This window comes from Pseudomonas sp. B329 (assembly GCF_023127835.1).
Classification (GTDB): domain Bacteria; phylum Pseudomonadota; class Gammaproteobacteria; order Pseudomonadales; family Pseudomonadaceae; genus Aquipseudomonas; species Aquipseudomonas synxantha_A.
In genome coordinates this window covers 124,609-148,076 of record NZ_SPKP01000039.1, presented here as the reverse complement: position 1 = coordinate 148,076, position 23,468 = coordinate 124,609, and the positions used below count along the sequence as shown (strand labels likewise).

General features: G+C 59.9%; 21 protein-coding genes and 1 pseudogene. 10 read left to right on the top strand and 12 right to left on the bottom strand.

Going from position 1 to position 23,468, the window contains the following annotated elements:
• Nucleotides 1-83 precede the first annotated feature (83 nt).
• A pseudogene (locus tag E4P00_RS29035) lies at nt 84-203 on the top strand (outer membrane lipoprotein carrier protein LolA); the annotation flags it as partial.
• Between the two features lie 409 nt (nt 204-612).
• On the opposite strand, the gene E4P00_RS18795 reads toward E4P00_RS29035, so the two are convergent.
• Nucleotides 613-1,176 carry an NAD(P)H nitroreductase gene (locus E4P00_RS18795; RefSeq protein ID WP_032879659.1) on the bottom strand — a complete coding sequence of 188 codons (564 nt, stop codon included), beginning with the start codon at nt 1,174-1,176 and terminating at the stop codon, nt 613-615.
• A 139-nt stretch (nt 1,177-1,315) separates the two neighbouring features.
• On the opposite strand from E4P00_RS18795, the gene E4P00_RS18790 reads away from it, so the two are divergent.
• From E4P00_RS18790 to E4P00_RS18780, 3 genes are read left to right on the top strand one after another with little or no spacing between them, the layout of a single operon-like run.
• Nucleotides 1,316-2,743: a di-heme oxidoredictase family protein gene (locus tag E4P00_RS18790; RefSeq protein ID WP_078822219.1), complete on the top strand. Its 1,428-nt coding sequence runs from the start codon at nt 1,316-1,318 to the stop codon at nt 2,741-2,743.
• A gap of 31 nt (nt 2,744-2,774) precedes the next feature.
• Nucleotides 2,775-3,839, top strand: a complete 1,065-nt coding sequence (locus tag E4P00_RS18785; protein WP_078822220.1) for an imelysin family protein — start codon at nt 2,775-2,777, stop codon at nt 3,837-3,839.
• Nucleotides 3,840-3,841: 2 nt separating this feature from the next.
• Nucleotides 3,842-4,939: a DUF1513 domain-containing protein gene (locus tag E4P00_RS18780; protein ID WP_248132473.1), complete on the top strand. Its 1,098-nt coding sequence runs from the start codon at nt 3,842-3,844 to the stop codon at nt 4,937-4,939.
• Between the two features lie 102 nt (nt 4,940-5,041).
• Here the strand turns inward: E4P00_RS18780 and E4P00_RS18775 are convergent, their stop codons facing one another.
• The 5 genes from E4P00_RS18775 to colR form a co-directional block, all read right to left on the bottom strand.
• Nucleotides 5,042-5,269: a hypothetical protein gene (locus E4P00_RS18775; protein ID WP_005791025.1), complete on the bottom strand. Its 228-nt coding sequence runs from the start codon at nt 5,267-5,269 to the stop codon at nt 5,042-5,044.
• Entirely contained in the window at nt 5,266-5,985 is a 720-nt protein-coding gene (locus E4P00_RS18770; RefSeq protein ID WP_216092058.1) for a lipopolysaccharide kinase InaA family protein, read from the bottom strand. The genes E4P00_RS18775 and E4P00_RS18770 overlap by 4 nt, the downstream gene beginning before the upstream one ends.
• Nucleotides 5,986-5,988: 3 nt before the next feature.
• Nucleotides 5,989-6,669, bottom strand: a complete 681-nt coding sequence (locus E4P00_RS18765) for a class I SAM-dependent methyltransferase (protein WP_005791029.1) — start codon at nt 6,667-6,669, stop codon at nt 5,989-5,991.
• A gap of 188 nt (nt 6,670-6,857) precedes the next feature.
• On the bottom strand, nt 6,858-8,138 hold the full coding sequence (locus E4P00_RS18760) for a HAMP domain-containing sensor histidine kinase (protein WP_103734877.1): 1,281 nt from the start codon (nt 8,136-8,138) through the stop codon (nt 6,858-6,860).
• Nucleotides 8,128-8,811 (bottom strand): two-component system response regulator ColR, encoded by a 684-nt coding sequence (colR, locus tag E4P00_RS18755; protein WP_003175870.1) that lies wholly within the window; start codon nt 8,809-8,811, stop codon nt 8,128-8,130. The genes E4P00_RS18760 and colR overlap by 11 nt, the downstream gene beginning before the upstream one ends.
• Before the next feature lie 200 nt (nt 8,812-9,011).
• On the opposite strand from colR, the gene E4P00_RS18750 reads away from it, so the two are divergent.
• Nucleotides 9,012-10,961, top strand: a complete 1,950-nt coding sequence (locus E4P00_RS18750; RefSeq protein ID WP_223017885.1) for an LTA synthase family protein — start codon at nt 9,012-9,014, stop codon at nt 10,959-10,961.
• A gap of 50 nt (nt 10,962-11,011) precedes the next feature.
• Nucleotides 11,012-11,737, top strand: coding sequence for a phosphatase PAP2 family protein (locus tag E4P00_RS18745; protein WP_248132466.1), 726 nt, complete (start codon nt 11,012-11,014; stop codon nt 11,735-11,737).
• Nucleotides 11,738-12,457: 720 nt separating this feature from the next.
• Here the strand turns inward: E4P00_RS18745 and groL are convergent.
• The 5 genes from groL to E4P00_RS18720 all read right to left on the bottom strand — a co-directional run bounded on the left by groL (nt 12,458) and on the right by E4P00_RS18720 (nt 17,084).
• Nucleotides 12,458-14,104, bottom strand: coding sequence for a chaperonin GroEL (gene groL / locus E4P00_RS18740; RefSeq protein WP_005791041.1), 1,647 nt, complete (start codon nt 14,102-14,104; stop codon nt 12,458-12,460).
• Between the two features lie 50 nt (nt 14,105-14,154).
• On the bottom strand, nt 14,155-14,448 hold the full coding sequence (locus tag E4P00_RS18735; RefSeq protein WP_003193940.1) for a co-chaperone GroES: 294 nt from the start codon (nt 14,446-14,448) through the stop codon (nt 14,155-14,157).
• A gap of 250 nt (nt 14,449-14,698) precedes the next feature.
• Entirely contained in the window at nt 14,699-15,175 is a 477-nt protein-coding gene (locus E4P00_RS18730; RefSeq protein ID WP_047711694.1) for an FxsA family protein, read from the bottom strand.
• 66 nt (nt 15,176-15,241) lie between these two features.
• Complete coding sequence (locus E4P00_RS18725) at nt 15,242-15,973, bottom strand: HugZ family protein (RefSeq protein WP_078822224.1); 732 nt, start codon at nt 15,971-15,973, stop codon at nt 15,242-15,244.
• A 103-nt stretch (nt 15,974-16,076) separates the two neighbouring features.
• Nucleotides 16,077-17,084 carry a DUF481 domain-containing protein gene (locus E4P00_RS18720; RefSeq protein WP_032879652.1) on the bottom strand — a complete coding sequence of 336 codons (1,008 nt, stop codon included), beginning with the start codon at nt 17,082-17,084 and terminating at the stop codon, nt 16,077-16,079.
• Between the two features lie 194 nt (nt 17,085-17,278).
• Between E4P00_RS18720 and E4P00_RS18715 the strand changes: the two genes are divergently transcribed.
• From E4P00_RS18715 to E4P00_RS18700, 4 genes are all read left to right on the top strand, one after another.
• On the top strand, nt 17,279-17,593 hold the full coding sequence (locus E4P00_RS18715) for an MGMT family protein (protein WP_050549437.1): 315 nt from the start codon (nt 17,279-17,281) through the stop codon (nt 17,591-17,593).
• Between the two features lie 43 nt (nt 17,594-17,636).
• Nucleotides 17,637-19,169 (top strand): AmpG family muropeptide MFS transporter, encoded by a 1,533-nt coding sequence (locus E4P00_RS18710; RefSeq protein WP_005791052.1) that lies wholly within the window; start codon nt 17,637-17,639, stop codon nt 19,167-19,169.
• A 197-nt stretch (nt 19,170-19,366) separates the two neighbouring features.
• Nucleotides 19,367-21,082: a proline--tRNA ligase gene (locus E4P00_RS18705; RefSeq protein ID WP_148852651.1), complete on the top strand. Its 1,716-nt coding sequence runs from the start codon at nt 19,367-19,369 to the stop codon at nt 21,080-21,082.
• Between the two features lie 20 nt (nt 21,083-21,102).
• Entirely contained in the window at nt 21,103-22,056 is a 954-nt protein-coding gene (locus E4P00_RS18700) for a hypothetical protein (protein WP_248132464.1), read from the top strand.
• An 81-nt stretch (nt 22,057-22,137) separates the two neighbouring features.
• On the opposite strand, the gene dinB is transcribed toward E4P00_RS18700, so the two are convergent.
• On the bottom strand, nt 22,138-23,196 hold the full coding sequence (dinB, locus tag E4P00_RS18695; RefSeq protein ID WP_005791058.1) for a DNA polymerase IV: 1,059 nt from the start codon (nt 23,194-23,196) through the stop codon (nt 22,138-22,140).
• Between the last annotated feature and the right edge of the window lie 272 nt (nt 23,197-23,468).

The window sequence follows — 23,468 nt, the reverse complement described above, 5'->3', positions numbered from 1 at the left end:
GAATTCCGGCCAGCGTGGTTTAACGGGGCGCCTAAGATCAAGATCAAAAGCACAGCGAGGCGGCCTTATAGCCGACCTGATCGTTGAAGCGTGCGCGTACCCCTGTGGGAGCGGGCTTGCTCGCGAAGGTCGTTAACGATGACGGGGGAAATCAGAATGAGCGCGGCGCCCTCAGGTTTTTCGCGAGCAAGCTCGCTCCTACAGAAAAGCAGAAGCGCCGCCAGCGTATCTACGATGCGAGGCGAGCCGCTCTTGATCTTGCTTTTGATCTCAAGCGCCCCGTTAAACCACGCTGGCCGAACGCAGGCTTGAATCCGTGGGTAACCCGGCAGGACGCCGGGTTAGCCGCACTGGGCCAGGGATGGCCCATTGCGGCGGCCCACGGATTCAAGCCTTCGTTCGGGCACACCGAGCCTAGGCGAGGTGCCGAGTGGTGGGGCGAGGACCTTTTGCTTACTTTTGGCTGGGCCGGCATTCCGGTCCTTCCAAAAGTGAGCCGCTGTAAGAGCGGAACCCTAAGTGGCCGTTACCGCAGCAATGGATATGTACTCGCCCCCCCCCAACATCCTAGTTAGCAGTCAAGCCCCCTCCCACATTTTGACCGCACACCGCTTAGCGTCCGCTCCAGGCCTGGACAAACGGCGTCAGGTCTTCCTTCGGCGCCGTACGCGGCGGGTTCTGCGGCGTACCGAGGTAAAGAAAGCCAATCACTTCTTCACCCGCCGTCAGCCCCAAGCCTTTGGCCACATGGGCCGAGTAGGACAACTCCCCGGTCCGCCACACTGCACCAATCCCCTGGGCATACGCCGCCAGCAGGATGCCGTGGGCCGCACAGGCCGCCGCCAGCAATTGCTCGGACTTGGGCACTTTGAAGTGCTCCTGCAAACGCGCAATCACCACAACTACCAACGGCGCACGCAGCGGGCCGTTCTGCGCCTTGTCGATGACGGCTTGCGGTGCATCGGCATCCTGCAGCCGGGCGGCTTCGGCCAACAGCGTGCCCATTTGCTCACGAGCTGCGCCTTCTACGGTGAGGAAACGCCAAGGGCGCAATTGACCGTGATCGGGCGCCCGCATGGCGGCAGCGAACAACAGGTCGCGCTGCTCCTGGGTCGGTGCCGGGTCGAGTAAACGCGGCACGGAAACGCGGTTGAGCAAAGCGTCGAGAGCCTGCATTGGCCACCTCCAAAAAAAATGTGTGGTCATTCTAGCGGGAAAGAATCGCGATGCCACCAAACGATAATTGCTCTTATTCAAACCGCCCGGCCCTGTTAGACTTTGCGACCAGATTTTGCCCCCTCGTCCAGGATTCTCGATGTCCCGTTCGCTTTCCTACCTGTCTGCAGCGTTGCTGGCTCTATGCCTGACGGCTTGCGACGACGCCCCTCGCTTCACCAAGGCCGAGCCGGGTGAATCGCGATCCGGTGGCGCGACGACGGTAAACAAGCGCGACCAGAACGCCTTTTCCCTGCCCTCGGCCAACCTGGCACCTAGCCGCCGCCTGGATTTCAGCGTCGGTAACAGCTTTTTTCGCAACCCCTGGGTGATCGCGCCGGCCACCACCACGGCACGGGATGGCCTGGGCCCGCTGTTCAATACCAACGCCTGCCAGAACTGCCATATCAAGGACGGCCGTGGCCACCCGCCGCTGCCTGATGCGCCGAATGCGGTGTCGATGCTGGTGCGCCTCTCCATTTCAAATGCACCGCCCTATGCCAAGCTGATCGAACAGCTCGGCGTGGTGCCCGAGCCGGTCTACGGCGGGCAGTTGCAGGACATGGCCGTGCCTGGCGTAACGCCGGAAGGCAAGGTGCGGGTCGACTACAGCCCTGTCCAGGTCAGCTTCAAGGACGGCACCGTCGTCGAACTGCGCAAACCCGACCTGAAAATTACCCAGCTCGGCTACGGCCCGATGCACCCCGACACACGCTTCTCGGCACGCATCGCGCCGCCGATGATCGGCCTGGGCCTGCTCGAAGCAATCAGTGACGCCGATATCCTGCGCAACACCGCCCCCGAGACCGCCGACAAAGACGCCATCGTCGGCCGCGCCAATTGGGTCTGGGATGACGCCCAGCATAAAACCGTACTCGGGCGTTTTGGCTGGAAAGCCGGGCAACCCAACCTCAACCAACAAAATGTTCACGCGTTTTCGGGTGATATGGGCCTCACGACCTCCCTGAGACCTTTTGATGACTGCACCGACGCCCAAGTGGCGTGCAAGCAGGCGCCAAACGGCAATGGCCCTGACGGTGAGCCGGAAGTCAGCGACAACATCCTGCGCCTGGTGCTGTTTTACACCCGCAACCTCGCGGTGCCTGCACGCCGAGACGTCAACACGCCTCAAGTGTTGGCCGGCAAGAACCTGTTCTACGAGGCCGGCTGCCAGGGCTGTCACAAGCCGACATTCACCACGGCTGCCAACGCCGCCGAACCCGAGCTGGCCAATCAGGTGATACGCCCCTACAGCGACCTGTTGTTGCACGATATGGGCGAAGGCCTGGCCGACAACCGTACCGAATTCAACGCCACTGGCCGCGAGTGGCGCACCCCGCCGCTGTGGGGTATTGGCCTGACACAAGCCGTAAATGGTCACACCCAGTTCTTGCATGACGGCCGCGCCCGCAACCTGCTCGAGGCCGTGCTGTGGCACGGCGGGCAAGCACAAGCGGCGCAGCAACATGTGTTGTCATTTAACGCCGAACAGCGGGCCGCGTTGCTGGCGTTCCTGAATTCTTTATAAGCTTCGCCCCACTCACAGAAGGGAGCTCGACATGTTTCGTCCCAAGTTGTTGTTCACCAGCCTCGCCGCCCTTGCCCTGGGCGCGTGCTCGCCCCAGGACCCGCAAGCGGTGACCTCGGCGGCCATCGCCAAGCAGGTGATCCTGCCGACCTACAGCCGCTGGGTTGAAGCCGACCGTCAGCTGGCCGTCAGCGCCCTGGCCTACTGCCAGGGCAAGGAAAGCCTGGACACTGCCCGCGCCGACTTCCTGCACGCACAAAAAGCCTGGGCCGAGTTGCAACCGCTACTGATCGGCCCGCTGGCAGAAGGCAACCGCGCCTGGCAGGTGCAGTTCTGGCCGGACAAGAAGAACCTGGTAGGTCGCCAGGTCGAGCAACTGGTCAGCGCCCAGCCGCAGATCGATGCGGCCGCCCTGGCCAAATCGAGCGTGGTGGTGCAGGGCCTGTCGGCCTACGAATACATCCTCTACGACGCCAAGCCCGACGTTGCCGACGAAGCCCAGAAAGCCCGCTACTGCCCGCTGCTGACGGCCATCGGCGAGCGTCAGAAAGCCCTGGCGGAAGAGATCCTCGCCAGCTGGAACAGCACCGACGGTATGCTCGCGCAGATGACCAAGTTTCCGAACCAGCGCTACGCTGATTCCCACGAAGCCATTGCCGATCTGCTGCGCGTGCAAGTAACCGCACTGGACACCCTGAAGAAAAAACTCGGCACGCCGATGGGCCGCCAGACCAAGGGCATCCCGCAACCCTTCCAGGCCGATGCATGGCGCAGCCAGTCCTCCCTGCAAAGCCTGGAGGCCAGCCTCGCCGCCGCCCAGACCGTATGGGTCGGTGTCGACAACAAAGGCCTGCGCGGCCTGCTGCCGAGCGATCAGAAGCCGTTGGCCGAGAAGATCGACGCCGCCTATGCTGCGTCCCTGAAACTGTTCGCCAGCAACCAGCGCTCCCTCAACGAACTGTTGAACGATGACGCCGGGCGCCAGCAACTCAACGATATCTACGACAGCCTCAATGTGGTCCATCGCCTTCACGAGGGCGAGCTGGCCAAAGCGTTGGGCGTCCAATTGGGCTTCAACGCCAACGACGGTGACTGATGATGCTCAGGCGACAGGCTTTGGCGCTGGGTAGCGTGCTGCTCAGCGCCCTCACGTTGGGCGGCTGGACGCTGTTCAAAGGCAAAGACAAGGGACCGCTGCTGCTCTCGGCACGCGATGATGCCGACGGCAAGCACTACGCTGTCGGCTATCGCCTGGACGGCAAGCCCGTCTTTGCCACCCAGGTCGGCCAGCGCTGTCACGACATCATCAACCACCCCACACGGCCAATTGCGCTGTTCGTCGCCCGTCGTCCGGGCACCGAGAGCTACCTGATCGACCTGCGCGATGGCACGCTGCTGCAAACCATCACCTCAAAGGCCAACCGGCACTTTTACGGCCATGCGGTGATCCACAAGAGCGGCGACTGGCTGTACGCCACCGAGAACGACACCTCAGATCCCGGTCGTGGGTTGTTGGGTGTGTATAAGTTCGAAGGCGAGCGGTTGGTACACAGCGGCGAGATTTCCACCCACGGCATCGGCCCGCACCAGGTCTCCTGGATGCCCGACGGCGAAACCCTGGTGGTGGCCAACGGCGGCATTCGCACCGAAGCCGAAAGCCGCGTGGAGATGAACCTCAACGCCATGGAACCGAGCCTGGTGCTGATGCAGCGCGATGGCACCTTGATCAGCAAGGAAACGTTGGGGCAGCAAATGAACAGCGTGCGCCATATGGGGATCGCCAGCGATGGCACCATCCTCACCGGGCAGCAGTTCATGGGGCCGTCCCAGGAGCGTTCCGAGTTGCTCGCAATCAAGCGCCCGGGCCAGCCTTTTATGGCGTTCCCGGTAGCCGATGAGCAACTGCAAGCGATGGGGCACTACACCGCCAGCGTGGCGGTGCACAGTGAACTGCGCCTGGTAGCGCTCACGGCGCCGCGTGGCAATCGTTTCTTCATCTGGGATATGGACAGCGCCGAGCTGCGCCTGGATGGGCCGTTGCCCGACTGCGCCGGTGTGGGTGCAGTGGCGGACGGGTTTGTGGTTACGTCGGGACAGGGACGTTGCCGCTTCTATGATTGTCGCCAGGAACGACTGATGGCCAAGCCATTGGAATTACCGGCGGGGTTTTGGGATAACCACCTGCACCTGATCTGAAAATTGCCCCTCTGCAGGAGCGAGCTTGCTCCTACCGTTAAAGCGTCAGGCGTAAAAAAAGGGCCTCGCATCGCAAGGCCCTTTCCAGGAGTTTTACTCGTTTCAACTTTGCGGCCTCATTGCTTGAGACATCCCGAACATGAATAGCAGCAAATCATGATCAGGCCTGGCCGCCACACTTGCCTTTGCAATCCGCGGCAGCAGGCATTGCCCGCCACCGTCTACCGCACTCAGCACTTGTGTGCGAGGTTGTTCCCACGCTGCCAGGGCAAGGGCTGAAATGCCCAACGCCCCGACCAAAAACAAACCTCGTGCTATTTCTAGCTTCATCTGGTTAAACCCTTGATAGCGCTGCCAAACGCCGTCTCGTAAAAGTAGCTGAGTTTTTTCCAGTCGGTATCGTTCCACGACGAATGGCGGCGCAATTGCAGCATGTCATGGGACGCGGCCCGATAAGCGGTCAAACGCTGGCGACATTTTTCAAAGTCCAGCAGGGCCACTTCCACAATCGCCGCCTCAGGCTCACCGGTTACCCGCACGAAAATGTGCTTGATATACAAGCAACCGTGCTGCCAGCGACCCTTGTGCATACGGGCCAGGGTGCCGGCCAACTCCTGGAGCAAACGCTCGTGGACCGCCTCGCCGTACTGCTCACGGCCACCGGCGGCGTACCAGTTTTCGATCTCGTCGAAACCGTCCAATGACGCGGTCACCAACAGGGCTTTCCATTGATGCTCCGGGTCGCGTCGCGCCTCGCAAAACACCAACTCCGGCACGCGCACATCCAGCAAACGCAGGCCCTTCAAGGCATCACGTTCACGCAGCACGGTCGGACGCCCGAATGGATGCAACCAACTGCGGTAGATGTGCCCGGTCTGACGCTTGCAATACAGCAAACGCCCATTAGGGCTGACCACTCGCTGCACACCACTTTCACCGCCACGCCGGCGATTGGGTTCTTCGACCCACTCACCCTTCTGGCGCCAGAAATAATCAAACCGCTCCTCTGGAGCTACATGACTGCCTGCTACGCACTCAACTGCCATCTGTTACCTCTTGCGCAATACATACACTCGCCACATGGCGTAGAGCGGTATGAAGTCCAGGGACTCCTGAACACGGAAACCGGCCTGCTCGAATTCTGCCTCGACAGTAGCAGCCGGTAACACAAACCGGTTTTGGTAACCTTCCTGCTCACCTCTTTTGCGACGACGTACTTCGCTGCGCTTGCGCTTCCAGGCCTTGAAATTGCCGTCCACCCACAGCGAAATAATCACGCTGTCACGGGTAACTCGCTGAAACTCACGCAGTATTGTCAGCCTGTGCTCCGCTTCACCGATGTGGTGCATCAAGCGCATGCAGAAAATACTGTCGACGGAGTTATCTGGCAAATCGATATCAAAGGCAGATGTCTGCAAAGGGCGTACCCGTTTCACCACCTCCGCCGGTTGCGCGGTGGTGGCGATCTTCAACATCGACGCCGAATTGTCAGCCCCGATAATCACACGGTTGGGTTTTTCGGCCAGCAACGGCCAGAAACGTCCAGCGCCACAAGGCAGGTCCAGCACCAGGCCCGGCTCACCGGCCATGGCCAGTGCACCACGCGCCAGTTGCTCGTCGCGTTTGTGGGACAACCGGCGAGCCAGATTGTCCTGATGTTTGAGCAAATATTGTTGCGCGTGTTGATCGTCGTACTTTTCGGAAAATTCCAACTTGATTGGGGAAGGCATCGTACGTCTCCGGTAACTGATGCCTGCAACCTTAAGCAGTTAAACGTAATCAACAGGTCAACTCATTGTGAAAATCTTGTCCTGTCCAACTGCATACATTTCAAGACTTTACAGAAACATTCAGTAGCATCGGGCCATCTTCGCTGAAAAGCAGGCAGTCTGCATCCGCAAAACGACAGACTGAACGGTCAGCTTTTGACCTGGCTCAGCTCCACATGAAAACGGCAGCCATTGGGCTCCATCGTCGTCAGGCTCACGCTCCAGCCCTGGCTCTCGCAGATCCGTTGCACCAGCGACAGGCCGAGCCCCAGCCCCTCGCCACGGTTCTCACTGCCGCGCACAAAAGGCTCGAACATCGCTTCGCGCTTGTCTTCAGGAATGCCCACGCCAGAGTCCTCCACCACAAAACCACTCGGCTCCAGCGTGAGGCGGATAAACCCTTGCTCGGTGTAATGCAGTGCATTGCGCAACAGGTTACCCATCACTGCGTGCAGGAACGTGGTGTTGTAGCGAGTATCCAGAGGATTGCCAGGGCAGTAGATCAACTCAAGGCCTTTTTGCTCGATGGGCCCACGCCAGATCCCAAGCAAATCTTCGGCGACCTGCGTCAGGTTGACCTGAGCCGACATGGCAGCATCATCGTGCTTGGCGCGGGCCAGCATCAGGAAGGTCTGCACCAGTTCACGCATTTCCTCACAGGCCCGCGCGATTCGCTGGACCTGGTTACGGCCGCGTTGATCGATGGCGGGGTTTTCCAGCAGCAGCTCACAGGAACTGGCCAACACCATCAAGGGCGTGCGCAGCTCATGGCTTACATCACTGGTAAACAACTGCTCACGGGACAACGCCTGCCGCAGGCGACCCAGCGTGGCATCGAACGCCACCGCCAGTTCGCCCACTTCATCGGCTGCATAGTCCGGCGCCAAGGGCGGCGCCAGCCCTAACAACTGGTCACGATGCCGCACCTGGCGAGCCAGGCGCACTACCGGCGCCATCACCTTGCGGGCCAGCACCCAGCCGAGGAACACCGCCAGCGCCAGGCTGAGCACGAACCCCACCAGCACCACGGCAAACAGCACGCGCTCGCGCTCTTCAAAATCGCTTTGATCCTGCAACAGCACGTAACGCCGACCGTCGATCACCTCGACCATGGCGTGGTACGACAGAGACTCGCGAAATACTTCGTGGAAGCCCGGGTCCAGATGCCGAAGATCCTTGGGCAACTCGAAATCGCCTTGCCCGCCGCTGAAGTAAAACAGCTGGTCCGGCTCTGGCCGATGTCGCCAGTCTTCCATGCTGTCCATCAACAGCAGGCGTTGCAGGTCACCGCCCAGGCCCGCCGAGATCAGCTTCTCTTCCACCAGGTGCACCGTCGCAACGATCCCCATGGCGAAGGCCCCCGCCACCAACGCACTCATCAAGGCAAAGGCGATGATGATCCGTTGGGCAAGGCTTTGTCTAAACTCCATCACGGCCCTCGGCCAAGCGATAACCCACCCCGTGCACCGTTTGCAGCAACGGCTTGGCAAAGGGCTTATCGATCACCTGGCGCAATTGGTGAACGTGGCTGCGCAGGCTGTCGCTGTCCGGGCAGTCATCGCCCCACAGGGCTTCTTCGAGAATTTCCCGGCGTAGCACGTGCGGGCTCTTCTGCATCAGCACTGCCAGCAGTTTCAGGCCGACGGGGTTGAGCTTGAGCAGGCGCCCTTCGCGGGTGACTTCCAAGGTATCGAGATCGTAGCTCAGGTCACCCACCTGCAGGGCGCGGCGGCCACCACCCTGGGCACGCCGCAACACCGCCTCGATCCGCGCGGCCAGTTCCGACAAGGCAAATGGCTTGAGCAGGTAATCATCAGCCCCGGACTTGAAGCCTTGCAGGCGGTCATCCAGTTGATCGCGTGCGGTGAGCATGATCACCGGCGTATCGCGCCGTGCGTCTTCGCGCAGGCGTTTGCACAGGGTGTAGCCATCGATGCCAGGCAGCATGATATCGAGCACGATCAGGTCGTAATGCTCGGTGGCCGCCAGGTGCAGGCCCGACAAGCCGTCCTGCGCACAGTCCACTGTGTAGCCTTTGAGCCCCAGGTAATCGGCCAGGTTGGCCAGAATATCGCGGTTGTCTTCAACCAATAAAATTCGCATGGGCAGTGTCTCCGTACGCGGTAACAGCCGTGTTGGCTCGCGCAGCTTAAGGCCAAGCGGGGCTCAGGGATAGAGCTGAAAGGCCCACTGATGAGGGTTTTCAACTGATTACAGGGACAAACGAGTTTTTCACTATAGCTTCACAAACAGACCACAGTGTCAGGGTGAAGATCGCGTCCATCGATCTAAGGAACCTGGACATGGGCTTTCTCAAAACAGCGCCAATGCGCTATTTGCTGTTGATAACCGCTGCCTGGTTATTGGTTTTCCTGCTTACTCGCAGCGTGTTGCTCGTGACTCACCTGAATGAAGTGGGCGGCAACTTGCTGCCGGTGTTTGGCGTGGGTCTGGTCTACGACCTGGGCTTCCTCGCCTATGCGGCCTTGCCGCTGGGCTTGTATTTGCTGCTCTGCCCACCCGCACTGTGGCGCCGCCGCGGCCACCGCTGGTTCTTGCAGGCGCTGCTGACAATCAGCCTGTTCGCCATGCTGTTCACCTCGGTGGCCGAATGGCTGTTCTGGGATGAGTTTGGGGTGCGCTTCAACTTTATTGCGGTCGACTATCTGGTGTATTCCGATGAGGTGCTGAACAACCTGCTGGAGTCTTACCCGATCGGCAAGCTGCTGAGCCTGCTGGCAATGCTGGCGATCCTCATGAGCCTGGCCCTGCGTAAACCCTTCAATGCCGCCATGGCGGCACCTTTGCCGGCACTGCGTGGCCGTTTGGTCAATGCCCTGGGCCTGTTGGTGGTCGCCGGCCTCAGCCTGCAACTGATCAGCCAGGACAGCCCGCGTGCCCAGGGCGGTAACGCTTACAAGAACGAACTGGCCAGCAACGGCCCTTATCAATTCTTCGCTGCGTTCCGCAATAACGAATTGGACTACACCCAGTTCTATCAGAGCCTGCCCACTGACGTGGTCGCCCGGCAACTGCGCGCCGAACTCAGCGAGCCCAATGCGCGCTTTATCGACCCGGACCCGCTGGATATTCGCCGCGCCATCACCAACCCGGGCACACTGCGCAAGCCCAACATCGTGCTGGTCACCATCGAAAGCTTCAGCGCCAAGTACATGGGCAGCAACGGCGATCAACGCAACCTCACGCCCAACCTGGATGCATTGCGCAAACAAAGCCTGTACTTCAATAACTTCTATGCCACCGGGACACGAACCGACCGGGGCCTGGAAGCCATTACCCTGGCGATCCCACCCACGCCAGGCCGCTCGATCGTCAAGCGCATCGGTCGTGAAAGCGGGTTCGCGAGCCTCGGCCAACAACTCACGGCCATCGGTTACGACAGCGTGTTTGTCTACGGCGGTCGCGGTTACTTCGACAATATGAACGCGTTTTTCAGCGGCAACGGGTATCGGGTCGTGGACCAAAGCAGCGTGCCCGAGTCAGAAATCTCGTTCAAAAATGCCTGGGGCATGGCCGACGAAGACCTGTTCAAACAGACGCTTAAACTGGCCGACGCCGACTACGCCAAGCAACAGCCGTTCTTACTGCAACTGATGACGACTTCCAACCATCGCCCCTATACCTACCCGGATGGGCGCATCGATATCAAATCCGGCAAGGGTCGCGATGGTGCAGTGAAATACACCGACTACGCCATCAACCAGTTCCTTGAAGCTGCACGCCAGAAACCCTGGTTCGACAACACCATTTTTGTGTTCGTCGCCGACCACACGGCCGGCAGCGCAGGCAAGGAAGACCTGCCGATCACCAACTACCAGATCCCGTTGTTTATCTATGCGCCCAAGCTGATCGACGCACGGGAGTCCGCGCAACTGGCCAGCCAGATCGACCTTGCGCCGACCTTGCTGGGCCTGATCAACCTCAGCTACGAGTCGACGTTCTTCGGCCGTAATCTGTTGCAAGACAACCCGCTGCCACCGCGGGTCGTGGTGGGCAACTACCAGCATCTGGGCTTGTTTGACGGCAAGGACCTGGCAATCCTCAGCCCGCGCCAAGGCCTGCGTCGCCATGACCAGGCTCTTGGAGAAAGCCAGGAGTTGCGCGTCGGTAGCGATGACCCATTGATCCAGCGGGCAATTACCTATTATCAGGCCGCCAGCTACGACTACAAACAGCAACTGCTGAGCTGGAAAGCGCCCAAGGAAGAAGCTCCAGTCTTAAGCAAACGCTAATCAAAAAGCCCCGTGCAGGTGAGCACGGGGCTTTCTCACCAAGGTTCGTGATGAAATCCTCCTCTTCTTTACCGGTTTCCAAACCGCTCAATTTCTGGCTGTGCCTGGGCCTGCCTGCCGGCGCCGCAGTGGTCTTGCTGTTGCTGGAACTGACCTCATTGGACATGGACCTGGCCAGGCGCTTCTACAGCGCGGAGGCTGGCGGCTTCATCGGCCGCTATAGCTTCTTCCTTGAAGACATCCTGCATGATCGGGCCAAGCAACTGGTGATCCTGTTTTCGGTGTTGGCGATTCTGGGGCTGGTCGGCAGCTTCATTCTGCAACGACTCAAGCCGTACCGCCGCGAACTGGTGTGCCTGGTGCTGTCGCTGGGATTGGCGACGGCCTTCGTGGCGCCGTTGAAAACCATCACCGCCGTGCAATGCCCCTGGAGCCTCAAGGAATTCGGCGGCCAGGAAACCTACAGCGAACTGCTCAGCCCGCGCCCACCTACCGATAAACCTGGCCGCTGTTGGCCCGGCGGACATGCAGCCACCGGTTTTGCCTTGTTCGCCTGGTTCTTCGCGCTGAGGGATCGGCGACCACGACTGGCGCGCAACGCGTTCATTTTTGCCGTCAGCCTGGGCAGCGTCTTCTCAGTCAGCCGTATGCTGCAAGGGGCACACTTTTTTTCCCACAACGTGTGGACAGCGATTTTTTGCTGGCTGATTTGCCTGGGTTTGTATTGCCTGTTGCTGTACCGGCCTTCACGGCAAGCCGTAATGCCGATCAGTTAAGCGAATGCAATGCTCAACGCAACGAAGATCAAATGTGAGAGCTGGCTTGCCTGCGATTGGCATGGGTATCAACACAACTTTACAGTCGCCAACAGTAACCACGATGCGAAGCGAGTCGCTTTTGATCTGCTTTTGATCTCAGGCGCCCCGTTAAACCACGCTGGCCGGAATTCGACAGGGATTTGGGGGGTAAACCGGCAGGGGATGCCGGTTTAGCCGCCCCGCGCCATGGATGGCGCGTGGCGGCGCCCCCCCCAAATCGCTGTCGGATTACGGGCACACCGAGCCTAGGCGAAGTGCCGAGTGGTGGGGCAAGAGCGTTGCTTACTTTGGCCTGGGCCGGCATCCCGGCTTTTGCAAAGTGAGCCGCCGTCAGGGCGGAACCCTAAGTGGCCATTACCGCAGGAATGGATATGTACTCGGTATAACTGTGTCTGCTGGCAGGCCGCCATCGGGAGCAAGCCCCCTCCCACATTGGGACCGAGGGGCGTCAGGTAGATAGGCGTCGGCTGGCAGGCCGCCATCGGGAGCAAGCCCCCTCCCACATTTGGATCGCGGGGTGTCAGGTAGATAGGCGTCGGCTGTCAGGCCGCCAGCGGGAGCAAGCTCCCTCGCCACAGGTCCAGTGTCATACCGAAGTTGAGAGATACAACCGCTCACAAAAAAGCCCCGCCTGCATCACTGCAGGCGGGGCTTTTTATAGCACCGGGTAAGGCTGGCTTACATCATGCCGCCCATGCCACCCATGCCGCCCATATCTGGCATACCGCCGCCAGCTGCGCCTTCAGCCTTCGGCTTGTCAGCGATGGCAGCTTCGGTAGTCAGGATCAGGCCACCGATGGAGGCTGCCGCTTGCAGCGCGGAACGGGTCACCTTGGTAGGGTCCAGGATGCCCATTTCGATCATGTCGCCATAGACGCCAGTCGCAGCGTTGTAACCGTAGTTACCTTTGCCGTTCTTGACTTCGTTGACCACAACGCTTGGCTCGTCGCCGGAGTTGGCAGCGATCTGACGCAGCGGTGCTTCAACGGCACGACGCAGCACAGCGATACCAACGTTCTGATCGGCATTGTCGCCGGTCAGGTTGGTCAGGGCTTCCAGAGCACGGATCAGCGCAACGCCACCGCCAGGTACCACGCCTTCTTCAACGGCTGCACGGGTTGCGTGCAGGGCGTCTTCAACGCGGGCCTTCTTCTCTTTCATTTCAACTTCGGAGCCAGCGCCAACCTTGATCACTGCAACGCCGCCGGACAGCTTGGCCAGACGCTCTTGCAGTTTTTCACGGTCGTAGTCCGAGGAGGTTTCGGCAACCTGTGCACGGATCTGCGCGATACGGGACTCGATGTCGCCTTCAACGCCAGCACCGTCAACGATGATGGTGTTTTCCTTGGAGATGGTCACGCGCTTGGCGCTGCCCAGGTTTTCCAGGGTGGCGCTTTCCAGGCTCAGGCCGATCTCTTCGGAGATAACGGTACCGCCAGTCAATACGGCGATGTCCTGCAGCATGGCCTTGCGACGGTCGCCGAAGCCTGGAGCCTTGACGGCTGCAACCTTGACGATGCCACGCATGTTGTTCACAACCAGGGTGGCCAGGGCTTCGCCTTCAACGTCTTCGGAAACGATCAGCAATGGGCGGCCGGCTTTGGCAACGGCTTCCAGTACTGGCAGCATTTCGCGAATGTTGGAGATCTTCTTGTCAACCAGCAGGATCAGCGGGTTGTCCAGCTCGGCAACCATGGTCTCTGGCTTGTTGACGAAGTACGGAGACAGGTAGCCACGGTCGAACTGCATGCCTTCTACAACCGACAGTTCGTTTTCCAGGCCCGAGCCTTCTTCAACGGTGATCACGCCTTCTTTACCGACTTTTTCCATGGCTTCGGCAATGATGTCACCGATGGAGCTGTCGGAGTTGGCGGAGATGGTGCCGACCTGAGCGATGGCCTTGGTGTCGGCGCATGGCTTGGACAGGTTTTTCAGCTCGGCAACGATGGCGATGGTCGCCTTGTCGATGCCACGCTTGAGGTCCATAGGGTTCATGCCGGCAGCGACGGCCTTGTAGCCCTCGTTGACGATCGCCTGAGCCAGGACGGTAGCGGTGGTGGTGCCGTCGCCCGCGTCATCGTTGGCACGGGAGGCAACGTCTTTGACCAGCTGCGCGCCCATGTTCTCGAAACGGTCTTCCAGTTCGATTTCTTTGGCGACGGAAACGCCGTCCTTGGTGATGGTCGGAGCGCCGAAGCTCTTCTCGATGATCACGTTACGGCCTTTCGGGCCCAGGGTCGCTTTTACTGCGTCAGCCAGGACGTTGACACCGGTGAGCATTTTCTTGCGGGCGGAGTCGCCGAATTTAACTTCTTTAGCAGCCATGATCGATATTCCTTAAATACTTTGTAGTAACGGGAAAATGAGCGAGGAAATCAGTCTTCCAGTACGGCGAGAATTTCGTTCTCAGCCATGACCAGCAGGTCTTCGCCGTCTACTTTCACAGTGTTGCTGCCGGAGTAAGGGCCGAAAACAACCTTGTCACCCACTTTCACGGCCAGTGCGCGTACATCACCGTTCTCCAGGGTCTTGCCTGGGCCAGCAGCGACGATCACACCGTGGTTGGCTTTTTCAGCAGCCGAACCTGGCAGAACGATCCCGCCAGCGGTTTTCTTTTCTTCTTCGCTGCGACGGATTACGACGCGGTCGTGCAGAGGACGAAGCTTCATTGTCGATCTCTCCTAATTGTGTTTTTCATCGGCCGGTATCAATTCCGGCGGGTTAAATTCCGGCGGTGCCGGTCGCGGCTCGCTGGGCGAGACGCGGAAGTCTGTCTGATGTCACCACCAGAAACCTTGCGGTGACCGTTACATAAGGGCGCATACGCTTATTACAAGGGGGCCGGGAGGAAATTTTTTCTCAGATCGCTCCCCGGGCCAATGCAACACGGCACCCGAAGGTGCCGTGCCAGTGAAGCAGTTATTTGTTGTCGCGGTGTTCGAACTCGCCTTCGATCACGTCGCCTTCACGCCCCAGCGGTTGACGCGGGGCCGGGCCGCCACGGGGTTGCAGGTCGTCGGCAAACGCGCGTTGGCGCATGGCCGCTTCTTCGGCGCGCTGGCGCATCTTGCCGGCCAGCAGTTTGCGGGTAAACGGCAGCAGCAGGACCAGGCCGAGCACGTCGCTGATAAAGCCCGGCAGGATCAGCAGGCCACCGGCCAGGGCCATCATCAGGCCCTCAAGCATGGTCTGGGCCGGCAGTTCGCCGCGGTTCAGGCTTTCACGGGCACGCAACGCCGTGGCCAGGCCGGCCACGCGCAGCACCAGGACGCCGAGCATGGAGCCTGCGATGATCAGCAGCAGCGCCGGGAAAAACCCGATCGCACCGCTGACTTTGACGAATACGAACAGCTCCAACACCGGGAACAGCAGAAAGAGCAATAAAAAAGGGCGCATCAAATGGTTCCTCAACGCAAGAATGCCTTGCCAGTTCACCTTAGATGACGTCGCCATTGTGTGAATTCAAGCGTCGGCAGTGGTTTTTTTCGGCCACACCACGGCGTGAGCCAATGAAACCAGGGCCTCGCGTACTTGTGTCGGTGTGTTGCAAGGCGTCTCGAAAGGCAACCAATGCAAGCTTTGGCCAATACGCAGGTGCATGCCTTCGCTGTCGATGCCGGCCAACTGCGCAGGCTCGCCAGTCGGCAAACCGCTGAGGTCGACGTAATGGGCGATGGCCTTGGTGTGATCGCTGTTCATGTGCTCGATCATGCTGCGCTCGGCCTTGCCGGCGAACGGATTGGCCAGGGTCAACTGGTCGACCCAGTGAATCGCGCCAAACCCACCGATATAACGGTGGCGCACCGGCTTGAGCACCCAGAAATCGAAATCGTGGGCCTTGTGGTAGTTGGCCGAATCGGGGAAGTAGCGGTAGTAACGCTCGGCGGCCGCTTCAATGGCTGCGCCGTCTTCCAGTTTCTCGGCCTCGGCCAGGTAGGTCAGACGCCCCACGGCCTGCACATCATCAGCCTCGCGCTCACCCACCAGCAATGAGCACTTGGGATCTTTTTGCAGGTTATGGGTGTGCTGGGCGATGCGGCTGATCAGGATCAGCGGGCGGCCCTGCTCATCAAGGCAGTAGGGCACGACCGAGCCGAAGGGAAAACCGGGCATGGCTTTTGACTGTGTGGCCAAAGCCCCACGGTATTCCTTGAGCAACAGCTCTCGGGCGTTCTTGGCAACGTGCGCGCTCAACGTATGACTCCTCGGGTGTTCCGCCGCCCATGGCATATGGGAATGGATCTCAACACAAGGTAATCAATATCCGCGCAGGTTGCCAGAGTGGCCGACGCAGCTTTTACCAGGCCACACCAAAGCCTGCGGTGTAGCGAGTCTTGCTCAGGCTGCTCTCGGAACTGCCGCTGACCTCGTTGCGCTCGGCCTTCAAGTTGAGCGAGGCCCATTCGGTAACCTTGTAGCGCAGGCCCATTTCCGCATCCAGGGAATACTCGGACGGCCCGGCAAGGGGTTTGCCCAATTCGCCGTTGGTGAAGAACTCGACGGTCTTGCCCACCAGGTAGCGGTTGTAGTTCCACTTCATGGCCAGGGAATAGAAGTTGTCCTTGCCGCCGTCGGCGTATTCGTAGTCGGTGCGGTTAACCAGCGAACCGAGGGAGAACGCGCCCAGTTCATCGTCCCAGAACTGATAGCCCGGGCCGGTACCGACAACGCGCTGACGGGCCAGGTCTTCGACCTTGTCGCGCTTGTAGGTCAGGCGACCCTGCCAGAACCAGTGCTCGGTGATGAAGCGGTCCAGGTTGTACTCCAGCGCCCAGTTATCGGTGGTGGTAACGTCGTCCTGGAACTCGCGGTTGTATTCGCCCTTGCCCGTATGACGCCATTGGCCATGACGGGCCGAGGTCTTGAAGTCGATGTCGTAATCGTTGGTGTCTTTGTCGGCACGCTTGTAGTCCAGCGCCAGGTCGACGTTGCCCTTCCACACCAGGTCTTCGATCACTGGCTTGGGCTTCATGATCTGTTGGATGCTTGCCAGGTCGACCGTCTTGGGTGCCTCGCCATTGGCCAGCACAACCTTGCCGTCATCCGACGCCTGCAACGACTTGGCCTTTTCGCCGCTGTAGGCGTCCTGCTTGACCAGCAACTCCTGATCGCTTTCCAGGGTCTTGACCTGCTTCCAGTCCACCGGGATCGAGCCCGCGTAGGTGGTTTGGATCAGCAGTTTGCCACCGTCGAAGACTTTGATCTTGCCGGTCAGCCGGTCGCCGTTTTTCAACCAGACGGTATCGGCGAGCAAGGGCGTGGAAGCACTGAAAACAGCAAGGCACAACAGGGTTCTGGACAACATAAGCAGATACGGGGCTCAGGGGTGGCAAAAAATAGGGGCGTTATAGTGTTACATGGCTAGAACTGACTCAAGGATTTATATTGAGTTCAATGCTCATCGTCATGTTTACAGACGTTTCTGACAAAACCGCGACGATCTCAACGGATATCCCCATAGTGAAGCCACCTGCCGATACGCCGCAAAGCCCCGCCGAAATGCGGCGTACCGCGCTGTACCTGACCTTGTCGCAAGTGCCCGAAGGCTGTGTGGTGAGCTACGGCGAGCTGGCTCACCTGGCGGGTCTGGGCCGTGCCGCCCGATGGGTCGGGCGCACCCTGAGCCAGTTGCCCGAAGACACCCGATTACCCTGGCATCGGGTGTTGGGCGCCGGTGGTCGGATAAGTCTGCCGGCGGGCAGCGCCTCAGGCGACGAACAACGTGCGCGTTTGCGTAGCGAAGGCGTCACTATCTTGAACAATCGTGTTGATATTCAGCGCCATGGCTGGCGTCCGGTAGAGCACAGCGGTTAGAGTGCGCGCTTTGTTTCCGCAAACCTGAGGCAGACTCCAGCCCATGCCCCGTAAAACCTGGCGCGCCGCGCTCGCCGCCTATGCCAGCCCCTCGACATTAGTGCTGTTGTTGCTCGGCTTCGCCGCCGGCATGCCTTACATGTTGGTGTTCTCGACGCTTTCAGTGTGGCTGCGTGAAGCCGGTGTGGCCCGCGAGACCATTGGCTATGCAAGCCTGATCGGCCTGGCCTACGCCTTTAAATGGGTCTGGTCGCCGCTGCTCGATCAATGGCGCTTGCCGTTGCTCGGTAAACTGGGGCGTCGTCGCTCCTGGCTGGTGCTGGCCCAATCGCTGGTGATCCTCGGATTGATCGGCATGGGTTTTTGTGACCCGCAAAAACACCTGTCCTGGTTGATCGCCATCGCGGTGATCGTCGCCTTCGCGTCGGCCACCCAAGATATCGCCGTGGATGCCTACCGCCTGGAAATCGCCGACGACAGCCGCCAGGCCGCCCTGGCCGCGAGCTACATGTCCGGCTACCGCATTGCCGCCCTGCTGGCCACGGCCGGTGCGCTGTTCTTTGCCGAAGGCTTTGGCTCCACCGGCTTCAACTATAAACACTCGGCCTGGACCGGCACCTATGTGCTGTTCGGCGTGTTGATGGTGCCGGCGTTGCTCACCACCTTCCTCATGCGTGAACCTGATGTGCCACTGCGCACCCAGTTGCAGGCCGGGCGCTACAGTTTCATGCACCAGTTGGTGTCGGTGTTTGTGCTGATCGTGCTGCTGGTCTCGGTGCCGGCGATGTTCACCCAGCTGTACAACACCGACTTCGCCAGCGTGCTGTTCCAGGGCGTGAGCCTGTGGGAACTGCTGATGGAAGACCGCGCGTTCCTGCGCGCCATCCTTTATATCATCCTCACCACCCTGTGCCTTTCGGCCATGGGCCGCCGGGGCCTGGCGCCGGTGCTGACGCCGGTCAACGACTTTATCCTGCGCTATCGTTGGCAGGCGCTGCTGCTGCTCGGGCTGATTGCCACGTATCGCATGTCCGACACGGTGATGGGCGTGATGGCCAACGTGTTCTATATCGACCAGGGTTTCACCAAGGACCAGATCGCCGGAGTGAGCAAGATCTTCGGCTTGATCATGACCCTGCTCGGCGCCGGCATGGGCGGCCTGTTGATTGTGCGGTTCGGGATCCTGCCGATCCTGTTCATCGGTGGCGTGGCCTCGGCCGGCACCAACCTTTTGTTCGTGATGCTCGCCGACATGGGCCCCGACCTGCAGATGCTGATCGTCACCATTTCCCTGGACAACTTCAGTTCGGGCATGGCCACCTCGGCGTTCGTGGCGTACCTGTCGAGCCTGACCAACCTCAAGTTCTCCGCTACCCAATATGCGTTGCTCAGCTCGATCATGCTGTTGCTGCCACGCCTGATCGGCGGGTATTCGGGGGTGATGGTGGAGAAGTTCGGTTATCACAACTTCTTTATGATCACCTGCTTGCTGGGGGTGCCGACGCTGCTCCTGATTGCATTGCACTGGTTCCAGGAGAACCGGCGCGCCCGGCTTAATCCACCACAGGAAGACTGATACGACTCGGTCAATGTGGGAGCCGGCTTGCCTGCGATAGCGATGGTGAACCCAACGCCGCTATCGCAGGCAAGCCAGCTCCCACACAAGCGACGGTTACGACAGATACGCCCCACCACCTCACGCCTGTACTCCAGCAGCAACCGCCCGTACAATCCCAAGTCATTTCAAGTCCAAGCAACCGACAACGGCCTACCATGCGTACCAGTCAATATTTGCTCGCCACACAGAAAGAAACGCCTTCCGACGCGGTTGTGATCAGCCATCAGCTGATGCTGCGCGCCGGCATGATCCGCAAACTGGCCTCGGGCCTGTACACCTGGTTGCCCATGGGCTTGAAGGTGATGCGCAAGGTCGAAGCCATCGTTCGCGAAGAAATGAACGCTGCCGGCTCTCTGGAAGTGTTGATGCCGAGCACCCAACCGGCTGAGTTGTGGCAGGAATCCGGGCGCTGGGAAGAGTACGGCCCTGAGTTGCTGCGCTTCAAGGACCGTCATGGCCGTGATTTCTGCGCCGGCCCGACCCATGAAGAAGTCATCACCGACCTGATGCGCAACGAGTTGAGCAGCTATAAACAGTTGCCGCTGAACCTGTATCAGATCCAGACCAAATTCCGCGATGAAATCCGCCCGCGCTTCGGCTTGATGCGTGGTCGCGAATTCATCATGAAGGACGCCTATTCGTTCCATGCCGACCAGGCTTCCCTGCAAGCGACCTACGACCGCATGCACCAGGCCTACTGCAATGTATTCACGCGCCTGGGCCTGAAGTTCCGCCCGGTTGAAGCGGACAACGGCTCCATCGGCGGTGCCGGCTCCCACGAATTCCACGTGCTGGCCGAATCCGGTGAAGACGATATCGTGTTCAGCAACGGTTCCGACTACGCGGCGAACATCGAGAAGGCCGAAGCCATACCACGTGAAACCTCGCGCCCTGCTCCCACCGAGGAGCTGCGCCTGGTCGACACGCCGGACACCAAAACCATCGTGGCCCTGGTGGAGAAATTCAATCTGCCGATTGAAAAGACCATCAAGACCCTGATCGTGCGCGCTGAAGAAGAAGGCAAGCTGATCGCCCTGGTGATCCGTGGCGACCACGAGCTCAACGAAATCAAGGCCGCCAACCAGCCTGGCGTAGCCAGCCCGCTGGTCATGGCCACCGATGCCGAGCTGCGCGACGCCATTGGTGCCGGTGCCGGTTCCCTAGGCCCGCTGAACCTGCCGCTGCCGATCATCATCGACCGTTCCGTCGAGCTGATGAGCGACTTCGGTATCGGCGCGAACATCGACGACAAGCACTACTTCGGCGTGAACTGGGAGCGTGACCTGCCGGTTCCGACCGTGGCCGACCTGCGCAACGTCGTAGCCGGTGACCCAAGCCCGGATGGCAAGGGCACCCTGGAAATCAAGCGCGGCATCGAAGTCGGGCACATCTTCCAGCTGGGCAACAAGTACAGCAAGGCGATGAAGTGCGAAGTGCTGGGCGAGAACGGCAAGCCGATCACCCTGGACATGGGCTGCTACGGCATTGGTGTTTCCCGCGTGGTCGCCGCTGCCATCGAGCAGAACAACGACGAGAAAGGCATCATCTGGAGTGACGCTTTGGCGCCGTTCCAGGTGGCCCTGGTGCCGTTGCGCTATGAAACCGAGCAAGTACGCGAAGCCACCGACAAGCTATACGCTGAACTGACCGCTGCCGGTTTTGAAGTGCTGCTCGATGACCGGGACAAGAAAACCAGCCCGGGCATCAAGTTCGCCGACATGGAACTGATTGGCATCCCGCACCGGATCGTGGTCAGTGACCGTGGCCTGGCCGATGGCAATCTGGAATACAAGAGCCGGACCGAAGCGCAAGCCCAACCGTTGCCGGTGGCTGACGTGCTGTCTTTCCTTCAGGCGCGTATTCGTCGCTGAAAACCAGATCAAGAGAAGTCATGTTCAAGCGAAACACCAAAGCCCTGGGGGGCGCCGCCTTGTGCGGCGCCCTGCTGGTCAGCGGCTGCGCCAATCAGATGTCGCAACGCAGTGAGCACGAGGAGCGGATCGAGCGTAAATTGCTCGATCACAGCCTGCAGATCGATGTAGGCGAACCCAAAGTGCTGGAGCTGCCGCAACGCCGGGTTCGCATTCATGAGCAGAAGACCTTCGAGGTCACCGAATTCGAAGTCACCCGTCGTTACGATCGCTACACGCCCTACCAGCCCTGGCGCAAACTCTATGAGATGCCGCTGGGTGCCGTGGCGTTGGTCGCGGGCGTGGGTGCCAACGTGGCGAATATCTTCGCCCTCGGCAACCTGCCCACGAGTGTGACGCGAGACTGGCTGAGCTATGGCGTGGACGGCATCAACCCGTTCATGAACGTGCAATCCCATGGCCGTGCGCAACAGAACCTGGCAGCTATCGATGAAGTCCAGCGCGACAAGCGCCTGGAGTATTCGAGCCTGCCGTGGAGCGAGCGCCCGGTACAAGTCACTGCCGGCAAGCAGACCCATGAGCTGACCACCGACCGCAACGGCATCCTGCGCCTGAACCTGTTGGACAGCCCGTTTGCCGAGCAGGACCTGAACCGCGTCACGACCTTGAAGATCAGCGTGGCAGATGGTCAGGACGATGTGCACACAGACTCGACCCTGGCGGTCAGCAACGGCCTGCGTGGCAAATTGCTGGAAGCCCATGCCTTGATCTACGACGACCTGGAAGATGACGAAGTGAACCAATGGGTGCACCGCGTCAAGCGCCTGTCGGAACTGGGCCTGGAAGAAGAAGCCAGCGAACTGGAACAAAGCCTGATCGAGCTGACCCGCAATGATCCGGAATTGCAGCAGGAGTTTGTGCAGGCACTGACCAAGGATGCGGGGCGGTTGGTCGCAGATCCTGGCGCACGCTGAAATCTGCAGCCTGTTGGAGATCAAATGTGGGAGCAAGCCCCCTCCCACACTTGAGTCTCCCACACTCTCTAATCCCGGTTTCTACCAGGAAAATTCGAGCTGTTCGTTACCGCCGCTCAGGTCCAGCAACCGCACCCCAATCCCCAACAAACGCACCGGCTTGCCCCCGCGATTAAACGCCTGGGTCAGCAACTGCTGATAACTCTCCAGATCCCGCCCTGCCCCCGCCTGCTCCAGCGTCGTCTGGGTAAAGTCATGAAACTTAACTTTGACGAACGGCTTGCCCGCCCGGTAGCTGCTGTCGATGCGTGCCATACGCCCCGCCAGGGTTTCCATCAATTCGGGGAGTTTAGCCAGGCAGCTTGAAAGATCCGGCAAGTCCACATCGTAGGTGTTTTCTACGCTGATGGACTGTCGACGACTGTCGTTTTGCACCACGCGATCATCAATCCCACGGGCCAGGCTCCAGAGTCGTTCGCCAAAACTGCCGAATTCGCGCACCAGCGCCAGTTTGTTCCACTCGCGCAGCTGCAAGCAGTCTTCGATGCCCAGGCGCGCGAGCTTATCGGCGGTGACCTTGCCAACGCCGTGCAGCTTGCTGACCCGCAGCTGCGAGACAAAGTCTTCGACCTGGTCCGGGGTAATCACGAACAGGCCGTTGGGTTTCTTCCAGTCGCTGGCGATCTTGGCCAGGAACTTGTTCGGCGCCACCCCGGCAGACACGGTGATATGCAGCTGGTTGGAGACCCGCCGACGGATGTCCTGGGCAATACGCGTGGCGCTGCCGCCAAAATGCGGGCTGTCGGAGACGTCGAGGTAGGCTTCATCCAGCGACAACGGCTCGATCAAGTCGGTGTAGTCGCGAAAGATCGTCTGGATTTCCTTCGATGCTTCTTTATAGGCATCCATGCGCGGCTTGACGATGGTCAGGTCGGGGCACAGCTTCAAGGCGTGGCGCGACGACATCGCAGAACGAACTCCATACGCACGCGCTTCGTAGTTGCAGGTAGCGATAACCCCCCGCCGGTCCGCCGAGCCGCCCACAGCCAAGGGCTTTTGCGCCAGGCTCGGGTCGTCACGCATCTCGATGGCGGCGTAGAAGCAATCACAGTCGACGTGGATGATTTTGCGCTGCGTCATATAAACGGGGTGTGAACCAACGGGTGGCCAGTATCGCATTCACCCCTGTATATAGCACCAGTAGTTTGATTCTTCCTTCCAAGTGGTAGGAAGTTTCCCCGATGAATTTATTTTCTCAATCGAATTCAGCCTTCCGATAGAGCTGAAAGCCTCAGCCTGACTGGCCCGAAGCGCTTCATGACCCCGCCTTGGAGAGCTAACCGATTGAACCACAAGCGCTTTTGTTTGATTTACAGGTTGACACACTCGCGTTCCTCTGTAGAATGCCGACA

Excerpts from the sequence above, each read along its gene's own strand:
- E4P00_RS18795 (WP_032879659.1), bottom strand. The coding sequence starts at position 1,176 with ATGCAGGCTCTCGACGCTTTGCTCAACCGCGTTTCCGTGCCGCGTTTA.
- E4P00_RS18790 (WP_078822219.1), top strand. The coding sequence starts at position 1,316 with ATGTCCCGTTCGCTTTCCTACCTGTCTGCAGCGTTGCTGGCTCTATGC.
- E4P00_RS18785 (WP_078822220.1), top strand. The coding sequence starts at position 2,775 with ATGTTTCGTCCCAAGTTGTTGTTCACCAGCCTCGCCGCCCTTGCCCTG.
- E4P00_RS18780 (WP_248132473.1), top strand. The coding sequence starts at position 3,842 with ATGCTCAGGCGACAGGCTTTGGCGCTGGGTAGCGTGCTGCTCAGCGCC.
- E4P00_RS18775 (WP_005791025.1), bottom strand. The coding sequence starts at position 5,269 with ATGAAGCTAGAAATAGCACGAGGTTTGTTTTTGGTCGGGGCGTTGGGC.
- E4P00_RS18770 (WP_216092058.1), bottom strand. The coding sequence starts at position 5,985 with ATGGCAGTTGAGTGCGTAGCAGGCAGTCATGTAGCTCCAGAGGAGCGG.
- E4P00_RS18765 (WP_005791029.1), bottom strand. The coding sequence starts at position 6,669 with ATGCCTTCCCCAATCAAGTTGGAATTTTCCGAAAAGTACGACGATCAA.
- E4P00_RS18760 (WP_103734877.1), bottom strand. The coding sequence starts at position 8,138 with ATGGAGTTTAGACAAAGCCTTGCCCAACGGATCATCATCGCCTTTGCC.
- colR (WP_003175870.1), bottom strand. The coding sequence starts at position 8,811 with ATGCGAATTTTATTGGTTGAAGACAACCGCGATATTCTGGCCAACCTG.
- E4P00_RS18750 (WP_223017885.1), top strand. The coding sequence starts at position 9,012 with ATGGGCTTTCTCAAAACAGCGCCAATGCGCTATTTGCTGTTGATAACC.
- E4P00_RS18745 (WP_248132466.1), top strand. The coding sequence starts at position 11,012 with ATGAAATCCTCCTCTTCTTTACCGGTTTCCAAACCGCTCAATTTCTGG.
- groL (WP_005791041.1), bottom strand. The coding sequence starts at position 14,104 with ATGGCTGCTAAAGAAGTTAAATTCGGCGACTCCGCCCGCAAGAAAATG.
- E4P00_RS18735 (WP_003193940.1), bottom strand. The coding sequence starts at position 14,448 with ATGAAGCTTCGTCCTCTGCACGACCGCGTCGTAATCCGTCGCAGCGAA.
- E4P00_RS18730 (WP_047711694.1), bottom strand. The coding sequence starts at position 15,175 with ATGCGCCCTTTTTTATTGCTCTTTCTGCTGTTCCCGGTGTTGGAGCTG.
- E4P00_RS18720 (WP_032879652.1), bottom strand. The coding sequence starts at position 17,084 with ATGTTGTCCAGAACCCTGTTGTGCCTTGCTGTTTTCAGTGCTTCCACG.
- E4P00_RS18715 (WP_050549437.1), top strand. The coding sequence starts at position 17,279 with ATGCGGCGTACCGCGCTGTACCTGACCTTGTCGCAAGTGCCCGAAGGC.
- E4P00_RS18710 (WP_005791052.1), top strand. The coding sequence starts at position 17,637 with ATGCCCCGTAAAACCTGGCGCGCCGCGCTCGCCGCCTATGCCAGCCCC.
- E4P00_RS18705 (WP_148852651.1), top strand. The coding sequence starts at position 19,367 with ATGCGTACCAGTCAATATTTGCTCGCCACACAGAAAGAAACGCCTTCC.
- E4P00_RS18700 (WP_248132464.1), top strand. The coding sequence starts at position 21,103 with ATGTTCAAGCGAAACACCAAAGCCCTGGGGGGCGCCGCCTTGTGCGGC.
- dinB (WP_005791058.1), bottom strand. The coding sequence starts at position 23,196 with ATGACGCAGCGCAAAATCATCCACGTCGACTGTGATTGCTTCTACGCC.